General features: G+C 40.6%; 15 protein-coding genes. 6 read left to right on the top strand and 9 right to left on the bottom strand.

Annotated features, from left to right (window positions below; all coding sequences use genetic code 11):
• Positions 1 to 86 precede the first annotated feature (86 nt).
• From R7Q39_RS26105 to R7Q39_RS26095, 3 genes are read right to left on the bottom strand one after another with little or no spacing between them, the layout of a single operon-like run.
• Positions 87 to 527: a hypothetical protein gene (locus R7Q39_RS26105; RefSeq protein ID WP_053410882.1), complete on the bottom strand. Its 441-nt coding sequence runs from the start codon at positions 525 to 527 to the stop codon at positions 87 to 89.
• Entirely contained in the window at positions 499 to 1,338 is an 840-nt protein-coding gene (locus tag R7Q39_RS26100) for a hypothetical protein (protein ID WP_225478254.1), read from the bottom strand. Before R7Q39_RS26100 ends, R7Q39_RS26105 begins: the two co-directional genes overlap by 29 nt.
• Positions 1,304 to 2,266, bottom strand: coding sequence for a type IV toxin-antitoxin system AbiEi family antitoxin (locus R7Q39_RS26095; RefSeq protein ID WP_053410895.1), 963 nt, complete (start codon positions 2,264 to 2,266; stop codon positions 1,304 to 1,306). The genes R7Q39_RS26100 and R7Q39_RS26095 overlap by 35 nt, the downstream gene beginning before the upstream one ends.
• Positions 2,267 to 2,786: 520 nt before the next feature.
• Here R7Q39_RS26095 and R7Q39_RS26090 point away from each other — a divergent pair.
• The 4 genes from R7Q39_RS26090 (at position 2,787) to R7Q39_RS26075 (ending at position 9,647) form a co-directional block, all read left to right on the top strand.
• Complete coding sequence (locus tag R7Q39_RS26090) at positions 2,787 to 3,071, top strand: hypothetical protein (protein WP_245639084.1); 285 nt, start codon at positions 2,787 to 2,789, stop codon at positions 3,069 to 3,071.
• 27 nt (positions 3,072 to 3,098) lie between these two features.
• Positions 3,099 to 4,979 carry a site-specific DNA-methyltransferase gene (locus R7Q39_RS26085; RefSeq protein ID WP_072161413.1) on the top strand — a complete coding sequence of 627 codons (1,881 nt, stop codon included), beginning with the start codon at positions 3,099 to 3,101 and terminating at the stop codon, positions 4,977 to 4,979.
• Positions 4,979 to 7,888, top strand: coding sequence for a type III restriction-modification system endonuclease (locus tag R7Q39_RS26080; protein WP_053410879.1), 2,910 nt, complete (start codon positions 4,979 to 4,981; stop codon positions 7,886 to 7,888). The genes R7Q39_RS26085 and R7Q39_RS26080 overlap by 1 nt, the downstream gene beginning before the upstream one ends.
• Before the next feature lie 316 nt (positions 7,889 to 8,204).
• Positions 8,205 to 9,647, top strand: a complete 1,443-nt coding sequence (locus tag R7Q39_RS26075) for a hypothetical protein (protein WP_225478257.1) — start codon at positions 8,205 to 8,207, stop codon at positions 9,645 to 9,647.
• Between the two features lie 264 nt (positions 9,648 to 9,911).
• Here the strand turns inward: R7Q39_RS26075 and R7Q39_RS26070 are convergent, their stop codons facing one another.
• The 3 genes from R7Q39_RS26070 to R7Q39_RS26060 form a co-directional block, all read right to left on the bottom strand.
• A complete protein-coding gene (locus R7Q39_RS26070) occupies positions 9,912 to 10,067 on the bottom strand; it encodes a hypothetical protein (RefSeq protein ID WP_318077061.1) in 156 nt (51 codons plus the stop codon).
• On the bottom strand, positions 10,054 to 10,758 hold the full coding sequence (locus tag R7Q39_RS26065) for a DUF2726 domain-containing protein (protein WP_053410877.1): 705 nt from the start codon (positions 10,756 to 10,758) through the stop codon (positions 10,054 to 10,056). The genes R7Q39_RS26070 and R7Q39_RS26065 overlap by 14 nt, the downstream gene beginning before the upstream one ends.
• Before the next feature lie 215 nt (positions 10,759 to 10,973).
• Positions 10,974 to 11,423, bottom strand: a complete 450-nt coding sequence (locus R7Q39_RS26060) for a hypothetical protein (RefSeq protein ID WP_053410875.1) — start codon at positions 11,421 to 11,423, stop codon at positions 10,974 to 10,976.
• A 196-nt stretch (positions 11,424 to 11,619) separates the two neighbouring features.
• On the opposite strand from R7Q39_RS26060, the gene R7Q39_RS26055 reads away from it, so the two are divergent.
• Positions 11,620 to 12,924, top strand: a complete 1,305-nt coding sequence (locus R7Q39_RS26055) for a DUF945 family protein (protein WP_053410874.1) — start codon at positions 11,620 to 11,622, stop codon at positions 12,922 to 12,924.
• Positions 12,925 to 13,088: 164 nt separating this feature from the next.
• Positions 13,089 to 14,651 carry a hypothetical protein gene (locus R7Q39_RS26050; RefSeq protein ID WP_276404783.1) on the top strand — a complete coding sequence of 521 codons (1,563 nt, stop codon included), beginning with the start codon at positions 13,089 to 13,091 and terminating at the stop codon, positions 14,649 to 14,651.
• A 54-nt stretch (positions 14,652 to 14,705) separates the two neighbouring features.
• Here R7Q39_RS26050 and R7Q39_RS26045 read toward each other — a convergent pair whose 3' ends face one another.
• The 3 genes from R7Q39_RS26045 to R7Q39_RS26035 are packed head-to-tail and all read right to left on the bottom strand — an operon-like array spanning position 14,706 to position 16,269.
• On the bottom strand, positions 14,706 to 15,131 hold the full coding sequence (locus R7Q39_RS26045) for a hypothetical protein (RefSeq protein ID WP_053410871.1): 426 nt from the start codon (positions 15,129 to 15,131) through the stop codon (positions 14,706 to 14,708).
• A 2-nt stretch (positions 15,132 to 15,133) separates the two neighbouring features.
• On the bottom strand, positions 15,134 to 15,625 hold the full coding sequence (locus R7Q39_RS26040) for a hypothetical protein (protein WP_157052410.1): 492 nt from the start codon (positions 15,623 to 15,625) through the stop codon (positions 15,134 to 15,136).
• Entirely contained in the window at positions 15,625 to 16,269 is a 645-nt protein-coding gene (locus R7Q39_RS26035; RefSeq protein ID WP_053410869.1) for a hypothetical protein, read from the bottom strand. The genes R7Q39_RS26040 and R7Q39_RS26035 overlap by 1 nt, the downstream gene beginning before the upstream one ends.
• Positions 16,270 to 16,333: the final 64 nt, after the last annotated feature.

Raw genomic sequence — 16,333 nt, 5'->3', positions numbered from 1 at the left:
GCTCCCGTCCTATATAGGCTCAAGAAACTTAAGCATTGACTAACACCGACAACCTTACATGTCGGGTAGCAATAATTCAATCAATATTATTCTCCACGATAACGCGCCATTAGTTGTTCTGCTTTTTCATCGTATCCATCCATTTTTAAACAGCTTGCAAAAAACAAATAACTCTTAGGCTTGTTGAATTTATAAGCTGGAATGAAACCTAACAAAACCCCTGCGGTCATTGCTATGAAAAACAATCTATTAACCTGAAAATTGTCAATATAACCACTCAGAATAAAGGCAAAAATAGCTAATGAAGTTACCCACAACACAAGTGCCATTTTCCGACTATGCATAAAGGCAGTTACTATTGGCAATCCGCATGCAATACCACCAGCTATAGTTTGCCAATGCATTACCGAATTATAAGTAATAAAATTAAAAACGGTTGTTGCCAGAATAAAGCTGTACCCAAAGGTCAGCGGTCTAAACTTAAAAATATTCACTTTCCTAATCGCCTTGCTCTCGCTGTCTTTCATCGAATACACCGCGCCAAAATGCTTCTAGTTGTTTTTCTAAAGCATCAATATCGACAGTTCCATGCCCTTTTACCATGCCTGTAATCAACCGATCTTGATGTTTATTTTTAATGTCCAGCAGAACCTCTTCTGATTCTTCCTTCAAAATGTCTCGCACATCAAACCCCAACAAGAAAGCTGTTACCAATTCAACGTTCCAATCGAAATCTTGTGGAACATAACTTTCCCAAAGGCGATCTTGATGAATTAGTTGATACTTGTTCATCAAAAGAAAAAAATCACTCGCGTCCTTTGAATTTTCATTTCCGCGCTCTCCCCAGGCTATGAGTTTCATCAACGCAATGCCCGGCAAAGACGCAACATTGAATGTCAAACCATCAATAACAACCTTTATAGAAGATTCAAACGCCTCTTTGAAGCCAATTACGGACATGGTTTCTTCGTGTTTAGGTGGCCACTGTATGCGTCGTTCATCGTCTTCTAAGTCACCGAATGGAAGAATATCTACTGGATACCCCGATTTAGGCTCTCGTAAACGATGAACCAAATCAGTTTCTATCAAACCAGAACTTATTAATGAAGTCTTAATGTCTTCGAACTGGACCCAAGTGTTAACAAAGATTGCTGTATCAATATCTGCTGTAGCTCTACCAGGTGCGTGTCCAAAAATTCCATGCATAACGATGTCTCTTGCGGTTGCACCTGCAATAAAGTACGGGATGTCTAATGCATTAGTAACTTTAACAACATACGATAAAGCTTCTATAAACTCTTGGTTAAGGGAGTGTTTTAAGGTGTAAGTACTTGTCATTAATAATCTCCGCAACTTCCCTATTCCGGCCGTCTTGAGTTGCAAGCAACTCAGCAATGGTAAGTAATGCTCTACCCTTATCAGTTATCGTCAATCCATTCCCCCAAAAAGGGCGACAAACCTGTAATCGAGGCGCATTTGAATCTGATTTATTGAACTCATAACCATAAACTTGACTATTCGAATATAGAAAAAGCGATTGTGGATGAAGATAGTCTGTGAGCTCTGCTGCTGCAGTCTCACCACCCCAAATAGCACCGTCAGGTAACTCAATTGATTTCCAATCTAAAGGAGGTGGACAAGGAATTGTTCTTTGCTTAGACCCAATATGTTTGTAATAGCTCAACAACCAGTCATACATAAGAGTGTTTTCATCGAAAAATCGACGTTTGACTTTATCCTTTGGTATGTAATTTTTTTCTATTAAGAACTTGATGGCTTTGTTTGCCATGCTGACTGAGATACCTGCTTTCTGAGCAATTGACTCATAGGTTTTGCTTAATAATAAAGGCTCACAAATCAATGCGAAGACACATTTTACGATACCTTCTGTCATTACTACCGGTTGCTTTGTTATCCCTGCACTTACATTTGGCTTAGAGATGAAGATATATAGGTCATCAGACACTATCCTCACATTTCCCGCTTCATCAATAAAATTAATCCCCATGTTCACACACTCTTCTTTTAAGAAATCTGTAAGGGCATTAGTGACTAAAACAAAGCGATCATCAATAAGGTTATTAGCTTTCACGCTACGTAATGTGTCTTTTCTATGGATTCGCTTGAAATCAACCTTAAAGCTGTATGTCCGATCGTTAAGCCAAATCCGCAAGGTGCCATCGTAGTTCTGTTTAGGGTCAAACTTAAACTCAGACTGCCAAGACTCAGGCAAGTTATCTGTGAAGTTTAAAAATTCAAAATCCATAGCCATATTTACACAAAATCAAAATTTACATGAATCATGTAGAAACTATAATCGTGAAAACAGAGCAAGTAAAGATAAAGGTTTTTGATTAACAAAGGTCAATTCAAGCAATCGTAGTTACGTTATATGCAATAAGTAGGGTTAAAAAGCTGTATAAAATAAGATCAATGAAATCAATTATCATTTACGATCTCATTCGCAATTGGTTCGGGCAATGAGGTTAATGATGGTTAGTGTGTGAGTAGAATAAAGTTTCATACAAGTAATAGAGATTCATACTAAGTATTAAACTGTCATATTATAAGGCGGCGTTCTCCAATCGGTACGCTGCCTTTTTTGATTACGGATGTTATGGCTCTAAGAAAGTTCTGCCCCATTATTAGTTTCACCAAAGCCCTACCAGTGAAGTAGTAAGTTTCCCTATTTTGCATAAATACTTATTTGTCGAAATCTGATACAACACTACAGTTTTGCTACGATATTTGATATTGTGGCAAAAACGATTATTGAGTGAGTCAGAATGATTTCAGGGTTAAATGGTGGAAACTGCATTCTTAGCTCTATGGCGAAAGAAAGAGTTAAGAGTGGCATTCTAGATCAGGCGCATGTTGTGGGCTGCAAAGGTGAATACACGGTCGTACTTAACGGTATGGATTGGAATGGTGAGCCGCTTGTATTGAGTAGTTCAAGGAAGCCTTATGAGGCTCGTATCTTCAAGAGCTTAGACGGTGCTATCGCTGAGTTGTTGCGTATTGGGCTTACAGAAGCATCTATTAAAATTACAGCTAAATCAGACAACGATTAATCACAAATCATTGAATTTGGAACAAAGATGAACATTAAAGAAGAGACAGTATATTCAAACGTTGAGACAGCCAATAGCAAGCAGCTTGCGATTCTCAAGAAACACTTCCCAAATTGCTTTGATCGTGATGGTAATTTCATTCAAGAGCGAATGCTTGAAGTGGTCAATGACAGTGAAGTTGAACTCTCAAAAGAAAGCTATTCGTTGAACTGGTTAGGTAAATCATACTCTCGTTTGTTGGCGAATTTACCACCTAAAACTTTGATTCACGCAGATGTAGAGCACAACGCTCAAGAGCAACATAAAGACAGTAAAAACTTGCTTATCAAAGGTGACAATCTCGAAGTGTTGAAGCATTTGGTTAATGCCTACAGCGAAAAGGTCAAGATGATCTACATTGACCCACCATACAACACTGGATTAGATGGTTTCGTCTATAATGATGACCGTAAATTTACCAAAGAACAGCTTGCAGAGTTGGCAGGGCTTGATATAGATGAAGCCGAACGTATTTTGAGTTTTGCAGATCAAGGGTCTAGTAGCCATAGTGCTTGGTTAACTTTTATGTACCCAAGACTATATGTCGCTAAAGAGTTTCTGCAAGAGGATGGAGTGATTTTTATCTCTATAGATGACAATGAGGTTAATCAATTGAGACTCATTTGTGATGAAGTGTTTGGAGAGTCGAATTTCTTAGGGACTATCATCTGGAAGAAAAAAACTAATGGAAATAATGTGGGGTACATTCCTCCTGTTCATGATTACATCTTAGCTTATGGTCGTGCAAATTTAGAAGCAGCAATAGCAGGTGTGCCATTTACACAAGAGTATATAGATAAGACATACTCCAATCCAGATAATGATCCCCGTGGACCTTGGACTACGAGTGATTTATCTGCCAATCACGAAGGTCCACATTTCCCAATTATTAATGAAAAAACAGGTAAAACATATTTGCCACCATCTGGTCGTTATTGGGTGTTCAATGAAGAGGAGGTTAAGCGCAGAATTACTGATGGTAGAATTATTTTTGGTAAAACTGGTAACGCAGCTCCTATACAAAAAAAATATCTATCAGAAAGGGTTAGCCAACGAACTAAAGCTGGTTCGTGGTGGGATTCTAATGGCTTGAACTCTGATGGGACAAAAGAGATCGCATCCTTGCTAGGACCTAAAATATTTGAACACTCTAAGCCAACTCAGTTGATCAAAGATTTGATTCGAATGAGTACTGATAGTGGCGATGTGGTTTTAGATTTCTTTGCTGGTTCAGGTACAACTGCACATTCAGTGTACTTGTCGAATATCGAGGATAAGAAAGATAGGCGTGTAATATCTGTTCAATTAGAGGAACCTACCGATCCCAAAAAGGGAGCATATAAAGCTGGGTTTAGGACGATTTTCGAGATAACGAAACAACGGATTAGTGAAGCCGCCAAGAAGTTAGGGGAGCAGAACACTGACTATAAAGGAGACTTGGGTTTTAAGCTCTTTGAAATTGTTAATGATTTCCGTATTGAAGAAGATGACAAGGAACTAACCTTGTCCAATCTTACTATGTTCAATGATGTTCTTTTGACTGATGAGCAGTATCAAACGTTACTCACGACTTGGGCTTTGTATGATGGCAGTGAGTTAACGGCTCCTATTTACGATATTGACCTCGATGGATACACGGCACACCTGTGTGATAGACGCTTGTATATGATTGCTCCAGACTTTAGCAGCAATGCGCTCAAAGCTTTACTTCACAAACTTGATGATACGGATGACAAAGATTTTGACCCAAACAAGATTGTTTATTACGCCAACAACTTTGACAGCGTTAAGCAGTTGGAGTTGAACGAAGCACTGAAGAGCTATGCAAATAAGAAATCTATCGAGATTGATGTGGTGGTACGTAACTAATGAGCAAAGGATTCACTTTTGAAAAGAATCTGCCACACCAAAAAGCTGGTGTTGATGCAGTTCTCAATATGTTTATCGGTGCAGAGCCACAATTCGATGACGATCAAAGTGTTAGGCTTTTAGCGAATCCAGAACTCGTTATCACCAAGCCACAACAACGCTCAAACATAAAGGCTATCCACGAGTTTAATGCTATCGAGCACAGCAAAGAGCATTACAACGAAAATAGCAATGTGATTGATGTCTCGATGGAAACTGGTACAGGTAAGACTTACACCTATACCAAAACGATGTTCGAGTTGAACAAAGCTTTTGGTATCAACAAATTTATCATCATTGTACCAACGCTTTCGATCAAAGCTGGTACGGTGAACTTTCTTAAAAGTGATGCGCTCAAAGAACACTTTAGAGAGACAGAGCGTGAACTTAAAACGTATGTTGTTGAAAGTAAAAAATCATCTAAGAAAAACACCAAATCGTTTATGCCTCAAGCGATTCACGATTTTGTAGAAGCAAATAACTACAACAAAAAATACATTCACGTAATGGTGATTAACTCAGGAATGGTTAACTCCCCATCTTTGACGGAAGTATATGACCGTGGCTTATTGGATAACAGGTATAACACACCGATTGAAGCAATTGGTGCTGTAAAGCCGTTCGTTATCATTGATGAGCCGCATAAGTTTCCTAAAGCAAAGACAACGTGGAATAACATTGAAAAGTTTAATGCTCAAAGCATCATCCGCTATGGCGCAACGTTTAATGAGGATTACGAAAATCTTGTCTATCGTTTAACGGCTGTTGATGCATTTAATGATGATCTCGTTAAAGGCATTAATACCTTTATTGAGGAGATGGTTGGTGATGATGTTGCTAGTTTGACGCTCAAAAAATCGACCACAAAAGAGGCAAGCTTTGAGTTAAATGAAAACGGTTCAAAGAGCACCATCAAAGTTGGTAAAGGTGAATCATTAGCCAAGGCTCACACTGAAATTCACGACCTATACATTGAGTCGATGAACACAAAAATGATCGTTCTGAGTAATGGTGTTGAGCTAAAAGTTAATGAATCTATTAACCCATACTCATACTCAGATACGCTCGAAGATAATATGATGCGTAGGGCGATTAAAGAGCATTTCAAAGTTGAGAGAGAAATGCTCACACAGCGCCCACGAATCAAACCTCTGACTCTGTTTTTCATAGATGACATCGAGGGTTATCGTGACGGAAATAACATCTCTGGAAGCTTGAAAACCAAGTTTGAAGAGTGGACTTTGGCTGAAGCTAAGGCACTACTAAAAACCGAAAAAGATGAGTTCTACAAGCGGTATTTGGAAAGAACTATTGCTGATATAAGTAGTGTTCACGGTGGTTATTTCTCGAAGGATAACAGTGATAAAGACGAAAAAATCGAGCAAGAGATTAATGAAATTTTGCACGATAAAGAACTGCTTTTGTCTTTAGATAACCCTAGACGATTCATTTTTTCGAAGTGGACGCTTAGAGAGGGTTGGGACAACCCAAATATCTTCACCCTTTGTAAGTTACGTTCAAGTGGCAGTACAACATCAAAGCTTCAAGAAGTGGGTCGAGGCTTACGTTTGCCAGTGAATGAATATATGGCTCGTGTGAATGGTGAGTTTAGGCTGAACTACTTCGTAGATTTTACTGAGAAAGATTTTGTTGCCTCTCTAGTTCAAGAAGTGAATGAAACATCATTCAAAGAGACTGTCCCATCTAAGTTAACTCAAGAGCTTGAGGATAAAATCTTATCTAAATACTCTGATCTTGAGGCTTTGGATTTGATGATGGACTTACTTGGAAAAGGGATCATCGACAAAAGTAAAAACTTACTCGGCGCAACGGCTTATACGCAGTTAAAAGAGGCGTATCCTAACGCTTTCCCTAGAGGTGTTAAGAGCGGAAAAATCAAAGTTGCCACAGAGGGGAAAACTCGTTCCAAAATGCGAGTTGGTAAGTTTGATGAGCTAAAGCAACTGTGGGAAATGATCAATCAAAAGGCAGTATTAGAGTATAAGATCGCTAGCGAGAATGATTTCCTAAAACTCTTCACTACCTATTTGCTTGAAGAGTCTGAGAAGTTCAAAAAGACTGGCGTTCAAACACGTATTGAAAAAGTGTATGTGAGCAATGATACGGCAATGTCAAAAACAGTATTTGGTGATGATGATGACTTCACCAAGTTCTGTACTATGACCTACAAAGAGTTTGTTAATCGCCTATCGCAAACGGCATTTATCAAACCATCAACGCTGCATAAAGCATTTGTAGCCGTGCAAGGCACGATTAATATTACTGATTATTTGAACATTCAAACCATCAGAAAGATAAAATCAGGCTTTAGTAAATTCTTGTTGCATAACTCATTTAACAAGTTTGGGCTAGGATATAACATAATTTCCAACAGCCTACATCCAACTAAATTTACAGATGAAGCAGGTCAAGCTCTGAAGGATGTTACAGCAAGTGATCTCGGTTTACATTCGGATCATTCTTTACCACCACTGGACAGCTACCTCTTTGAAGATGTGTTTTATGATTCTGAACTGGAAAAGCTCAATATTACCGATGGTGAAATTGAATCTGTATCGGTCTTTACTAAGATCCCTAAAAACTCAATAAAAATCCCTGTAGCAGGTGGTTATACCTACTCTCCTGACTTTGCTTATGTAGTTAAGACCAGTGAAGGGGATTACCTGAACTTCATCATTGAAACTAAAAATGTTGAAGGAAAAGATACACTTAGAAAAGAGGAAAAGCGTAAAATCAAGCACGCTAAAGAACTGTTCAACCAGATCAGTAAAGAAGTGAAGGTTGAGTTTAAAACTCAGTTTGCTGACGATGTAATTTATGATCTAATCAAGCAATCTGTTAGTGCTTAGAGTTTGCTGTTTAAAGGGGAGGTGAAGCCTCCCTATTCATAATGGTTAAATTTATATTCAAATTTATCACTCACCCTCTTCAATATTAGAGTTATTGTTCTAAATTGTTTTTGTCCAGAAACGTGTTTGAATGGGACCGATCAATCTGTGGATGCCCAAGACAACCAGTATGAAACTTTATTCCTCTCCTACAGTTAGTAGGTCCAAAAGCGTTTTTATTCTGTGTTATTCACTGTTCACCGTGCAATCTAGCTTTGCTGCTAATCAAGGTTCTACCACATTACCTTCTGATACCTATCTACAGAACTCGAAAGGTATGTCTATTGGTTATTTTAGGTCCGAAGTTCTACGTACTGATCAGAATAACGTTGCTACTGGCGAACATGATTACGAAATTCGACTACCTGCTAATGCCCTTTTTGCCATTAAAGTGGATGGTCAAGAAGTCAAACCAGGAGAAACTTTTAATTCATCGAAAACCCTAAATAATGGAATTTTGTCTCTTGATATAGCTCCACTAAGGAAAAAGGACATTGGAAAGGTTGAGTATGAGGTTTATATCCCTAGTCTATATTCGATCGATGACCGCTTTTGGGAGGTGTTTGATCCGACTTACACAAAGTGGCTCGACTCTGGCCAGAATGTTGAGCATGAAAGTTGGCTTCCTCCCCTAGCCCAGCAGATGACAGACTTTACTCAAACTCGTAAATACAAAGATGTTTATACGAGAGAAAGACAAGACCGCGACAAAGACACAAACGTCGGGGAGATCCGCAATCATGGTGACCCGGTTACTGAATACGATTACCGCCCAAATACCGAATCAAGAGATGTAAAAGCATCGGTGGACGCATATGTAAATACTGGTGAACTGCATGACTGTGGCGATTGGGTACCACCAGCCTCTGAAACTTATGAGGGATTGAGTGTCGACCAGACATTTACCTGCCAGCAAGATCAAACACGTACTTGGACTTATAAGGTAGGTAGCTATGTGATTGGCACTCACCCTCAACTACAAAGTATCGATGACATCAAATACCGGACTGTGCCAGGCACTAAAAACCCTTGGTTAAGTACTGCATCCGCGTTCGGTGAATGGTCAAATACTGGAGAACCATACCAAATATCTTCTTGGGAACCTCCTATCGTCGCTCAGACGGCCAATTTTACGCAGTCACGCAGTTACAAACAGAATCAGACCCGGACGGAACAAAAGCAGCAGAAAAATGCAGTTACTGGAGAAATCAGAAGCGTTGGTGAACTCAAATATCCAATTAAAGCGGTTACGGTCAACCAACAACGGACAATTGCTGTCTCAGTTAGCGGATGGAGTAACTCAGGAAGCGCCTACAACTGTGGTGCTTGGACACCTGCAGCAAACACTGTAAGCAGTGGTACTCGTTTTACACAAACTCAAGGCTGTACACAAATGCAAGTGAGAACATGGTCATATAAAGATGGTTCTACAGTCATTACTACACGACCAGAAAACAGAACAGTTAGCCTATCACCTAACCGTTCTGCAGTTGGTACAAAATCAACACTAAGACTCGTGAAGACAGGTAGCTATCACACTTATAGAGGTGAATTGAGTTATGAATTATCGTTTGCCAGAGAAGACGGCGATACCATCGTAAACTCTAGTGCTTACGACTCTCAAGCTGGCAAAGCATGCTCACCAGAAGGACATGGTTACACCTACTACACGATAAAAGACCCTAATGCATATTTTGCACTGTATAAGTGCCAACGATAATTATACAAACAATCGATAAAATGGGGCTTCGGCCCTATTTTTTTGTAACGTTCAGCTTAACTCTTCACGAATAGAGTTTATTTCCCCAACGCTATGTCAGTTTTTCAGAGAAGAACACCCCCGCAAAAGATGTTGTGTGCGTGGTTTGGAGGTGGATGTAAGATTTTGAAAGCAGTATGCGAATAGCATACATCAGAGTACTTTAATTGGAAAGTGGCGCTAAATATTGCGCCACTTCTTTATTTGGTTGATTTACAACGACTCTTATACAGGTTGCTTCTTAGGCTTGAACTTAAGGTATAAGAATAGTCCGATGGCAGCTACCACCAGCAAAGCAAACAGGTATTGTGTCAGCTTGTATCCTACATAGAGCGTGATTATCGCCACCGCGACGTAAAACAATTGCTTAAGCTTTCGCACTAGATTCATCCCAATTTTGTTGTGTTGAAGTCTCGAACAAATAATTTCTCAATTCATCCGGTTGGTAAGCATATTGTGCGCGACATCTGTAAAGCGGCAACCCCGCACTTTTACAAGCAAGTTCAACAAATTCATCCCTATCCTTTCGTGACTTCTTCTGGTGTGAACTGTCATCAAGCTCGATTGCAGCTACATAAGACAAGTCAGTACGTAAGCACAGAACAAAATCGAAATGCTTACTGGAAATTTTGGCAAATAGACGGGCAGAATCTTTACGATCGAGCCCTTTTGTAGCGTAAAGCACATCTGCAATTCGAACTTTGCTCATTACTACCAGTTCGTCAGGTACCACAGTTTGCAGTACACCATAAAAGCTTCTTTCAGCTTTCGTAAGCAATCCGCTTTTCAATGAGTAATCAACAAGGTTCCCATCAGCATCTTTAAGTCTGTCATCGCGTGATACCGAAAGTTTCAGCAATTTTTTTATTTGCTCCCAGGCAAACATAACAGCCATGCCTATCAGGGCCAGTATTAGACATAGGATAGGATTCATGAACATTAATCCCATCGTTGCGAGGGCAATGATCCCAAGCCCCACTTGTAAATTCGATATATTCAATATTTTCTCCATAAAAATACCGCCCTCATGAGGACGGTACTTGTTATTTTTTACGGAAGCCAGTGCATCCATTCTTCAAATGGTTAGGACATCCCCAAAATGGTTTGCCTTCGTGTTTCCCCTTCGAAGCAATACGGGTGACCATAGTCAATCCACATTTTGGACATTTGGGAGCTTTCGACTTTAACCTTGCCTTATTGAAAACCAAGAGTAGGAAGGCGATCCCAAGGCCAGCTATAACAATTAATGACTGTCCCGCCAAAAAACCAACTACATCAAATTCCATATTAAGACGACGCGCTGATCGCTTTACCTGATTTCAGCAACTGCACTTTATGCTGCGTGATAGTTTCAAGATCCTTAAGTGGCGTGAAACCTTGCTCTTTAAATGCATTCTGTGCCGATTGATATGTAGCACCGATAATGTCTAGTGGAACAATACGAGGTAAGTTGTCTGTTTTGCTAATACGCTCAGAAAGGTAGCCTTCAAAGTATTCGCGGCAAGCATTTTCGTCTACGGTATTAGCAATCAAGCTGCCAGAGCAACGGACATAACTAGCAACACCTTTCGTATCCATTTCTAGGATTGGACCCGGTTGCTGCATCGATAACCCGAATGCTGAAACGGCAACAAGAGTACCAAGTAGGAATACCCCTTTGCGCTTACTAAATGAATACCACTTTTTGTCGTTGTCCTCTTGTGACATTGCGAGTGAATTTTCTTGAACGTTTTCCAAGGTAGAGCCCTCTTTTCATACGTGTATAGACAAAATTGTCTAGTTAGATAAAACCTATATGCAATTCATAACGCTAAAGTTTCATCACGGAGTTTTTACAGATATAGAAGTCTGATTAAATTTACCTCATTCTATAACGCTGAACATTGAAATTGTAGTAATATCTAGCAGCACTTAATTTTGAAAAGGTACGATTGTGAAAAAATCCACTACTATCCTACTTGTAGGAACAGGTACTGCCTTGGCCATTCTTGGCGCCGGCACATATGGTTACATGGCTATAAACAGTAGTTACGAATCTACAATAGCGAAGTTGGAATCTATCGATGGTATTTCAGTAGAAAGCCACCAGCTCTCTATTGGTTTAACTGACAGTAGTGCAAAAACCGTCATAAAGATTTTGCCAAATGCGTCAGGTGTTTTAGGAGAGCAATTAACATCTGGTGAGCCTATTGTTCTGGAAGCAATACATAAACTTGGATATTTTTCATACCCTTTCGAAATTAAGCATGATCTACAGTTCGATGAACATACTTCTCAGCTGGTAGCCGACAATTTGAACCTAGAAATCCCTAAAGGGGAGCACATGCCAATTCCGGGGCAAATTATGACAAGGCATAGCTTTAATGGTGACTTTGATGTCATAGCGATGACTGATCACATCAATTACGGTGAACTACTGACGATCAGCCCTACCCGCGTCTATTTCACATCTACTAGCGATGGTAGCGACGCTATCCTAAAGACCAGTACTGACACAATTAAAATGACTAGCAGTGGCAATACTGGCAATAAGATGGAATTAGAGGGCATCAACTATCAATGGCGTGGTTCACTTACCGATTGCAAGACTATCTGTGAAGGTAGCCAAGAGATTAGTTTGGCGAGCTTTAAGCAACTTGATTACAACGATGCTATTAATTTGTTGGCAACTAACCTTGGTTTTTCATCAAGTACCTACATACAAGATGAAAAGTACCATTTCTCATTCAATGCCATTGCAAAAGAGCTGGAGAACAGCGTGATCCAGTGGAAGGATGTTGGACTTACTACAAGCGTGAATGATGTTAAAACAAGTGCAGTAGAAGAGTTTAGCGACGAATTGAAGGTTGTCATGCAAGCGGACACACCAAACTTCCTCGCTTCAAGTAAAATGGAAAAGATGTATGCACGACTGCTTGAAACAGGTCTGAAATTCAACATTGATAAAATGGTCGCATATACTGACAACGGCAACATTGCGACTCAACTGCATGTTGAATTGCCAGAGGGAAAAATGCCTAACCTAATGCTGAACCCACTAGGGCTAATCACAGTGATTAAAGGTGACTTAGACGTTCAGATACCTGCAGCCGAAATTGACAAGGTGTTTGGTATAGGTGCGGCTCAGTCTGCAAGCCGAACTGGGTTTGCTTTGTTAGGGAACGATGGAGTCTTCAAAACTAATATCCAGGTTTCTGACGGCGAAGCTACTGTTAATGGACGTTCAATTCCACTTTAGAAGCTTGTAAATTGATAACATATTTATGGCACGTTAATCGTGCCTTTTTTGTGTATAGAAAGTATCGAGCGTTAAATAACCCCCTATAAATCGTGGCACTTATACGATATAGCATTCATACAAATTAGATATATTTGATGGACGGTTTTCAACTGGCCACAATTATGAACGCTTCTCTAAACAACTTATCAATATTACTTCAACTCACCCTAGCTTCATTGCCTCTTGTATCCAACGCGGCAAGTCACGGCACGATTACTTTGCCATCTGATAGGATGCTAAAAGACAGTAAGGGTGGCCCTGTTGGTTACTTCAAATCCGACGTATTACGCACCGCGCAAGAAAATATCGCAACCGGTGTTCATGATTTCGAGATCAGATTACCTGACGATGCCGCATTTTCTATTCGGGCAGATAACAAGGTGATTAAACCAGGTGGCACCTTACCAATGTCAAAAGAACTCAATATGGGTGTACTCCAATTTGAAGTGGCGCCATTGAGAAAACAAGACATCGGCAAGGTAGAATACGAAGTCTACATCCCTAGCCTCTATTCAATCGATGATCGCTTTTGGGAAGTCTTTGACCCGACTTACACTCCGTGGGTCGACTCTGGCCAGAATGTGGATTATGAGAACTGGCTTCCTCCCCTAGCTCAGCAGATGACCGACTTTACGCAAACTCGTAAATACAAAGACGTGTATACGAGAGTACGACAAGACCGTGACAAAGACACAAACGTCGGGGAGATCCGCAATCACGGTGACCCTGTTACTGAATACGATTACCGCGCTGCTTCTGTATCAAGGGATGTGAAAGCATCGGTGGACGCGTATGTGAACACTGGCGAACTGCATGACTGTGGCGAATGGGTACCACCAGCCTCTGAAACTTATGAAGGTTTAACCGTTGACCAAACATTTACCTGCCAGCAAGATCAAACACGTACTTGGACTTATAAGGTCGGTAGTGAGGTTATTGGAACTCACCCTCAACTACAAAGTATCGATGACATTAAATACCGGACGGTTCCAGGCACTAAAAACCCTTGGTTAAGCACTGCTTCTGCATTTGGTACGTGGACAAATGTTGATGCTGCCCATTCCTATACGTCATGGGATCCAGCAATTGTTAACCAAACGTCCAATTTCACCCAGTCACGCAGCTACAAGCAGAATCAAACACGAACTGAGCAGAAGCAGCAGAAGAATGCTGTAACTGGAGAAATCCGTAGCGTTGGTGCTCTGCAGAACAACACCAAAATACTGACAATAAACGAAACTCGGACTATCACAGTTTCTGTATCTGGATATTCAAACTCAGCCGGCGTTTACAGCTGTAGCGGCTGGTCACCGGGCACCGGTTCAGTTAACAGTGGTTCTCGCTTCACACAAACTAGAAGCTGTAGACAAACTCAAGTGAGAACGTGGTCATACAAAGCAGGCTCAACCCTGATCACAACTAGACCTGAAAATCGCGTCATTAATACAACTCAGAGTAGAGGGGCTACAGGGACAAAAGTAGTAACCAAATGGGTTAAAGAGCGCCAACAAGTACCTCAAAGTTGTGATTACATGAGAAACTGGGCAGCTGCACGTGGAACTATCGTGAACAGCTTCCCTGTAGCAGAAGGTGCTGCATGTAACCAACCGGGCAAGGTTTACATAACAATGGACCAAACAATGCAAGGACAGTTCTGCGGGATAACATTTTTAGGATGTAAGTAACTAATTTAACAACTTACGAAAAAGGCACCTTTCGGTGCCTTTTTTATTCTTCGTTCAGCTTTGCTCTTCTTTTTGACGGTCTAAGAAAAAGCTTTCCATGCTCGCTTTCGTGTTCTTAATCCATTCAGCATTATCACAGCTAAACGATTTTTCGGCAGTAGTGAATAACGCATCTAAGTCTTTATCTGGAACAACGTGAGTTAAAGCAAGGAAGAAACCAAAGTAAGCGTTGGTTTGACCAATATTCATGATTTCTGATTCTGTGAATGCAACACCACATTCATTTTCACGTTTAAGACCAACCATTCTGATAGTTCGGGAAATCGTTGGGCTAATCTTAGCGACTTCTTCAAGCTTAGCCTCTACCGCAGGCGAAACCGTTGCTGCTGGCTTTTCCTCTGCAGTGCTATCTACTTTGCTTGAGCAACCCAAAATTGTACTGGTGGCAAGTAAGGCGACGAATAATGACTTAAATTTCATGTTTAATCCTTAGAGGTAAGCTTATCGACTTGAACTCGGTAAATAAGCGCGTCAGTAAATTGTTGCGCTAAGTCTTTTAACTGAGCACGTGATTTCAGTGGGCCAAAAGAATATTCAGCCATAACGGGTTGAGATTGAGATTCAAAGTTGCCAAGAGGGTTTCGAAAATTTACCCCGAACCATTCATGGCCAAGAATCGTAATGTCACCTTTCTGGAGCTGTACGAATCGCTCTGATTCAAACGTGTGGCAGTTATCAATGGCAATTTCATCATCTAACGGTTGCTCTACTACCGCGAGATTGAACATGAATGTTGTTCCACAACTTGGGCATTCCATTACTGAATATGACCAACCTATCCCCTTTTCAGGTTTACCGACATCGAGGTTAAGCCAATCGCCATCCACACCCTGAACATGTCCACCACACTCTCGACATGGTAGAGATACTTCACTCGTAGGTATTACCGTCACACTGTCAAATGTATCCTGCATTATTCAGCCTTAGTATTTTCGTATAGGTAGTAACTTGCCGGGGCAAGCATTTGGTTCTTTTCGGGAGGGAAAGCGAGTAGTTGATAATTTTCAAGCAAACGTGATTGCTGGCCGCTACATGCAAGCACCGTCAGGTAGTTTCCATCGGAGATACCGCCATCAGCTCCATCTAGCATGCCCTCGATAATCAATGGACAATCACTGAATCGAAGCTCGTTTGGTTCAACAATGAATTCAGATTTGAACCGCACCGCGTCATTCTTATAAAGCGTGATGGAATCAAACTTTAGAGGGATCAACTTGCTTTGGTCATAGTCTGCAATGTCACCGGAATAACCGATGAAAGTGGACCTAAATACGCCTATCGGGTTTTCAGACAGCAACTGCCCAGTCGCCATTGCTTCCTGAGCCTGTAACTTTATCCATTTCCAAACGTCTTTTACTGAGGACGTATTCAAAGCAACACCGGCAGTGATGATCAATGCAGCACTAAGAGCGACCTTGTGCTCCTTTAAAAACTGTATTGCTTGCTCACGCTTAGTTTCAGATACTGCACTTTCAATTTGCCTTAGTAAGTGGTCAGTTTCCTCAACGCTTTTAGTCTGATTTTGCAAGCGCTCACCTGCATTTAATTCAGAAGCCATCTTATACGCTCCAACTGCTGTTTATTTGTGTAGATACTAAGTTGTTGGTAAACTTCTTGCAACT

Origin of the sequence: Vibrio sp. 947, assembly GCF_033339115.1 — a bacterium.
GTDB classification, from domain to species: domain Bacteria; phylum Pseudomonadota; class Gammaproteobacteria; order Enterobacterales; family Vibrionaceae; genus Vibrio; species Vibrio alginolyticus.
Note: the sequence above shows the minus strand (reverse complement) of the source record. Positions and strands in the feature narration are given on the sequence as shown.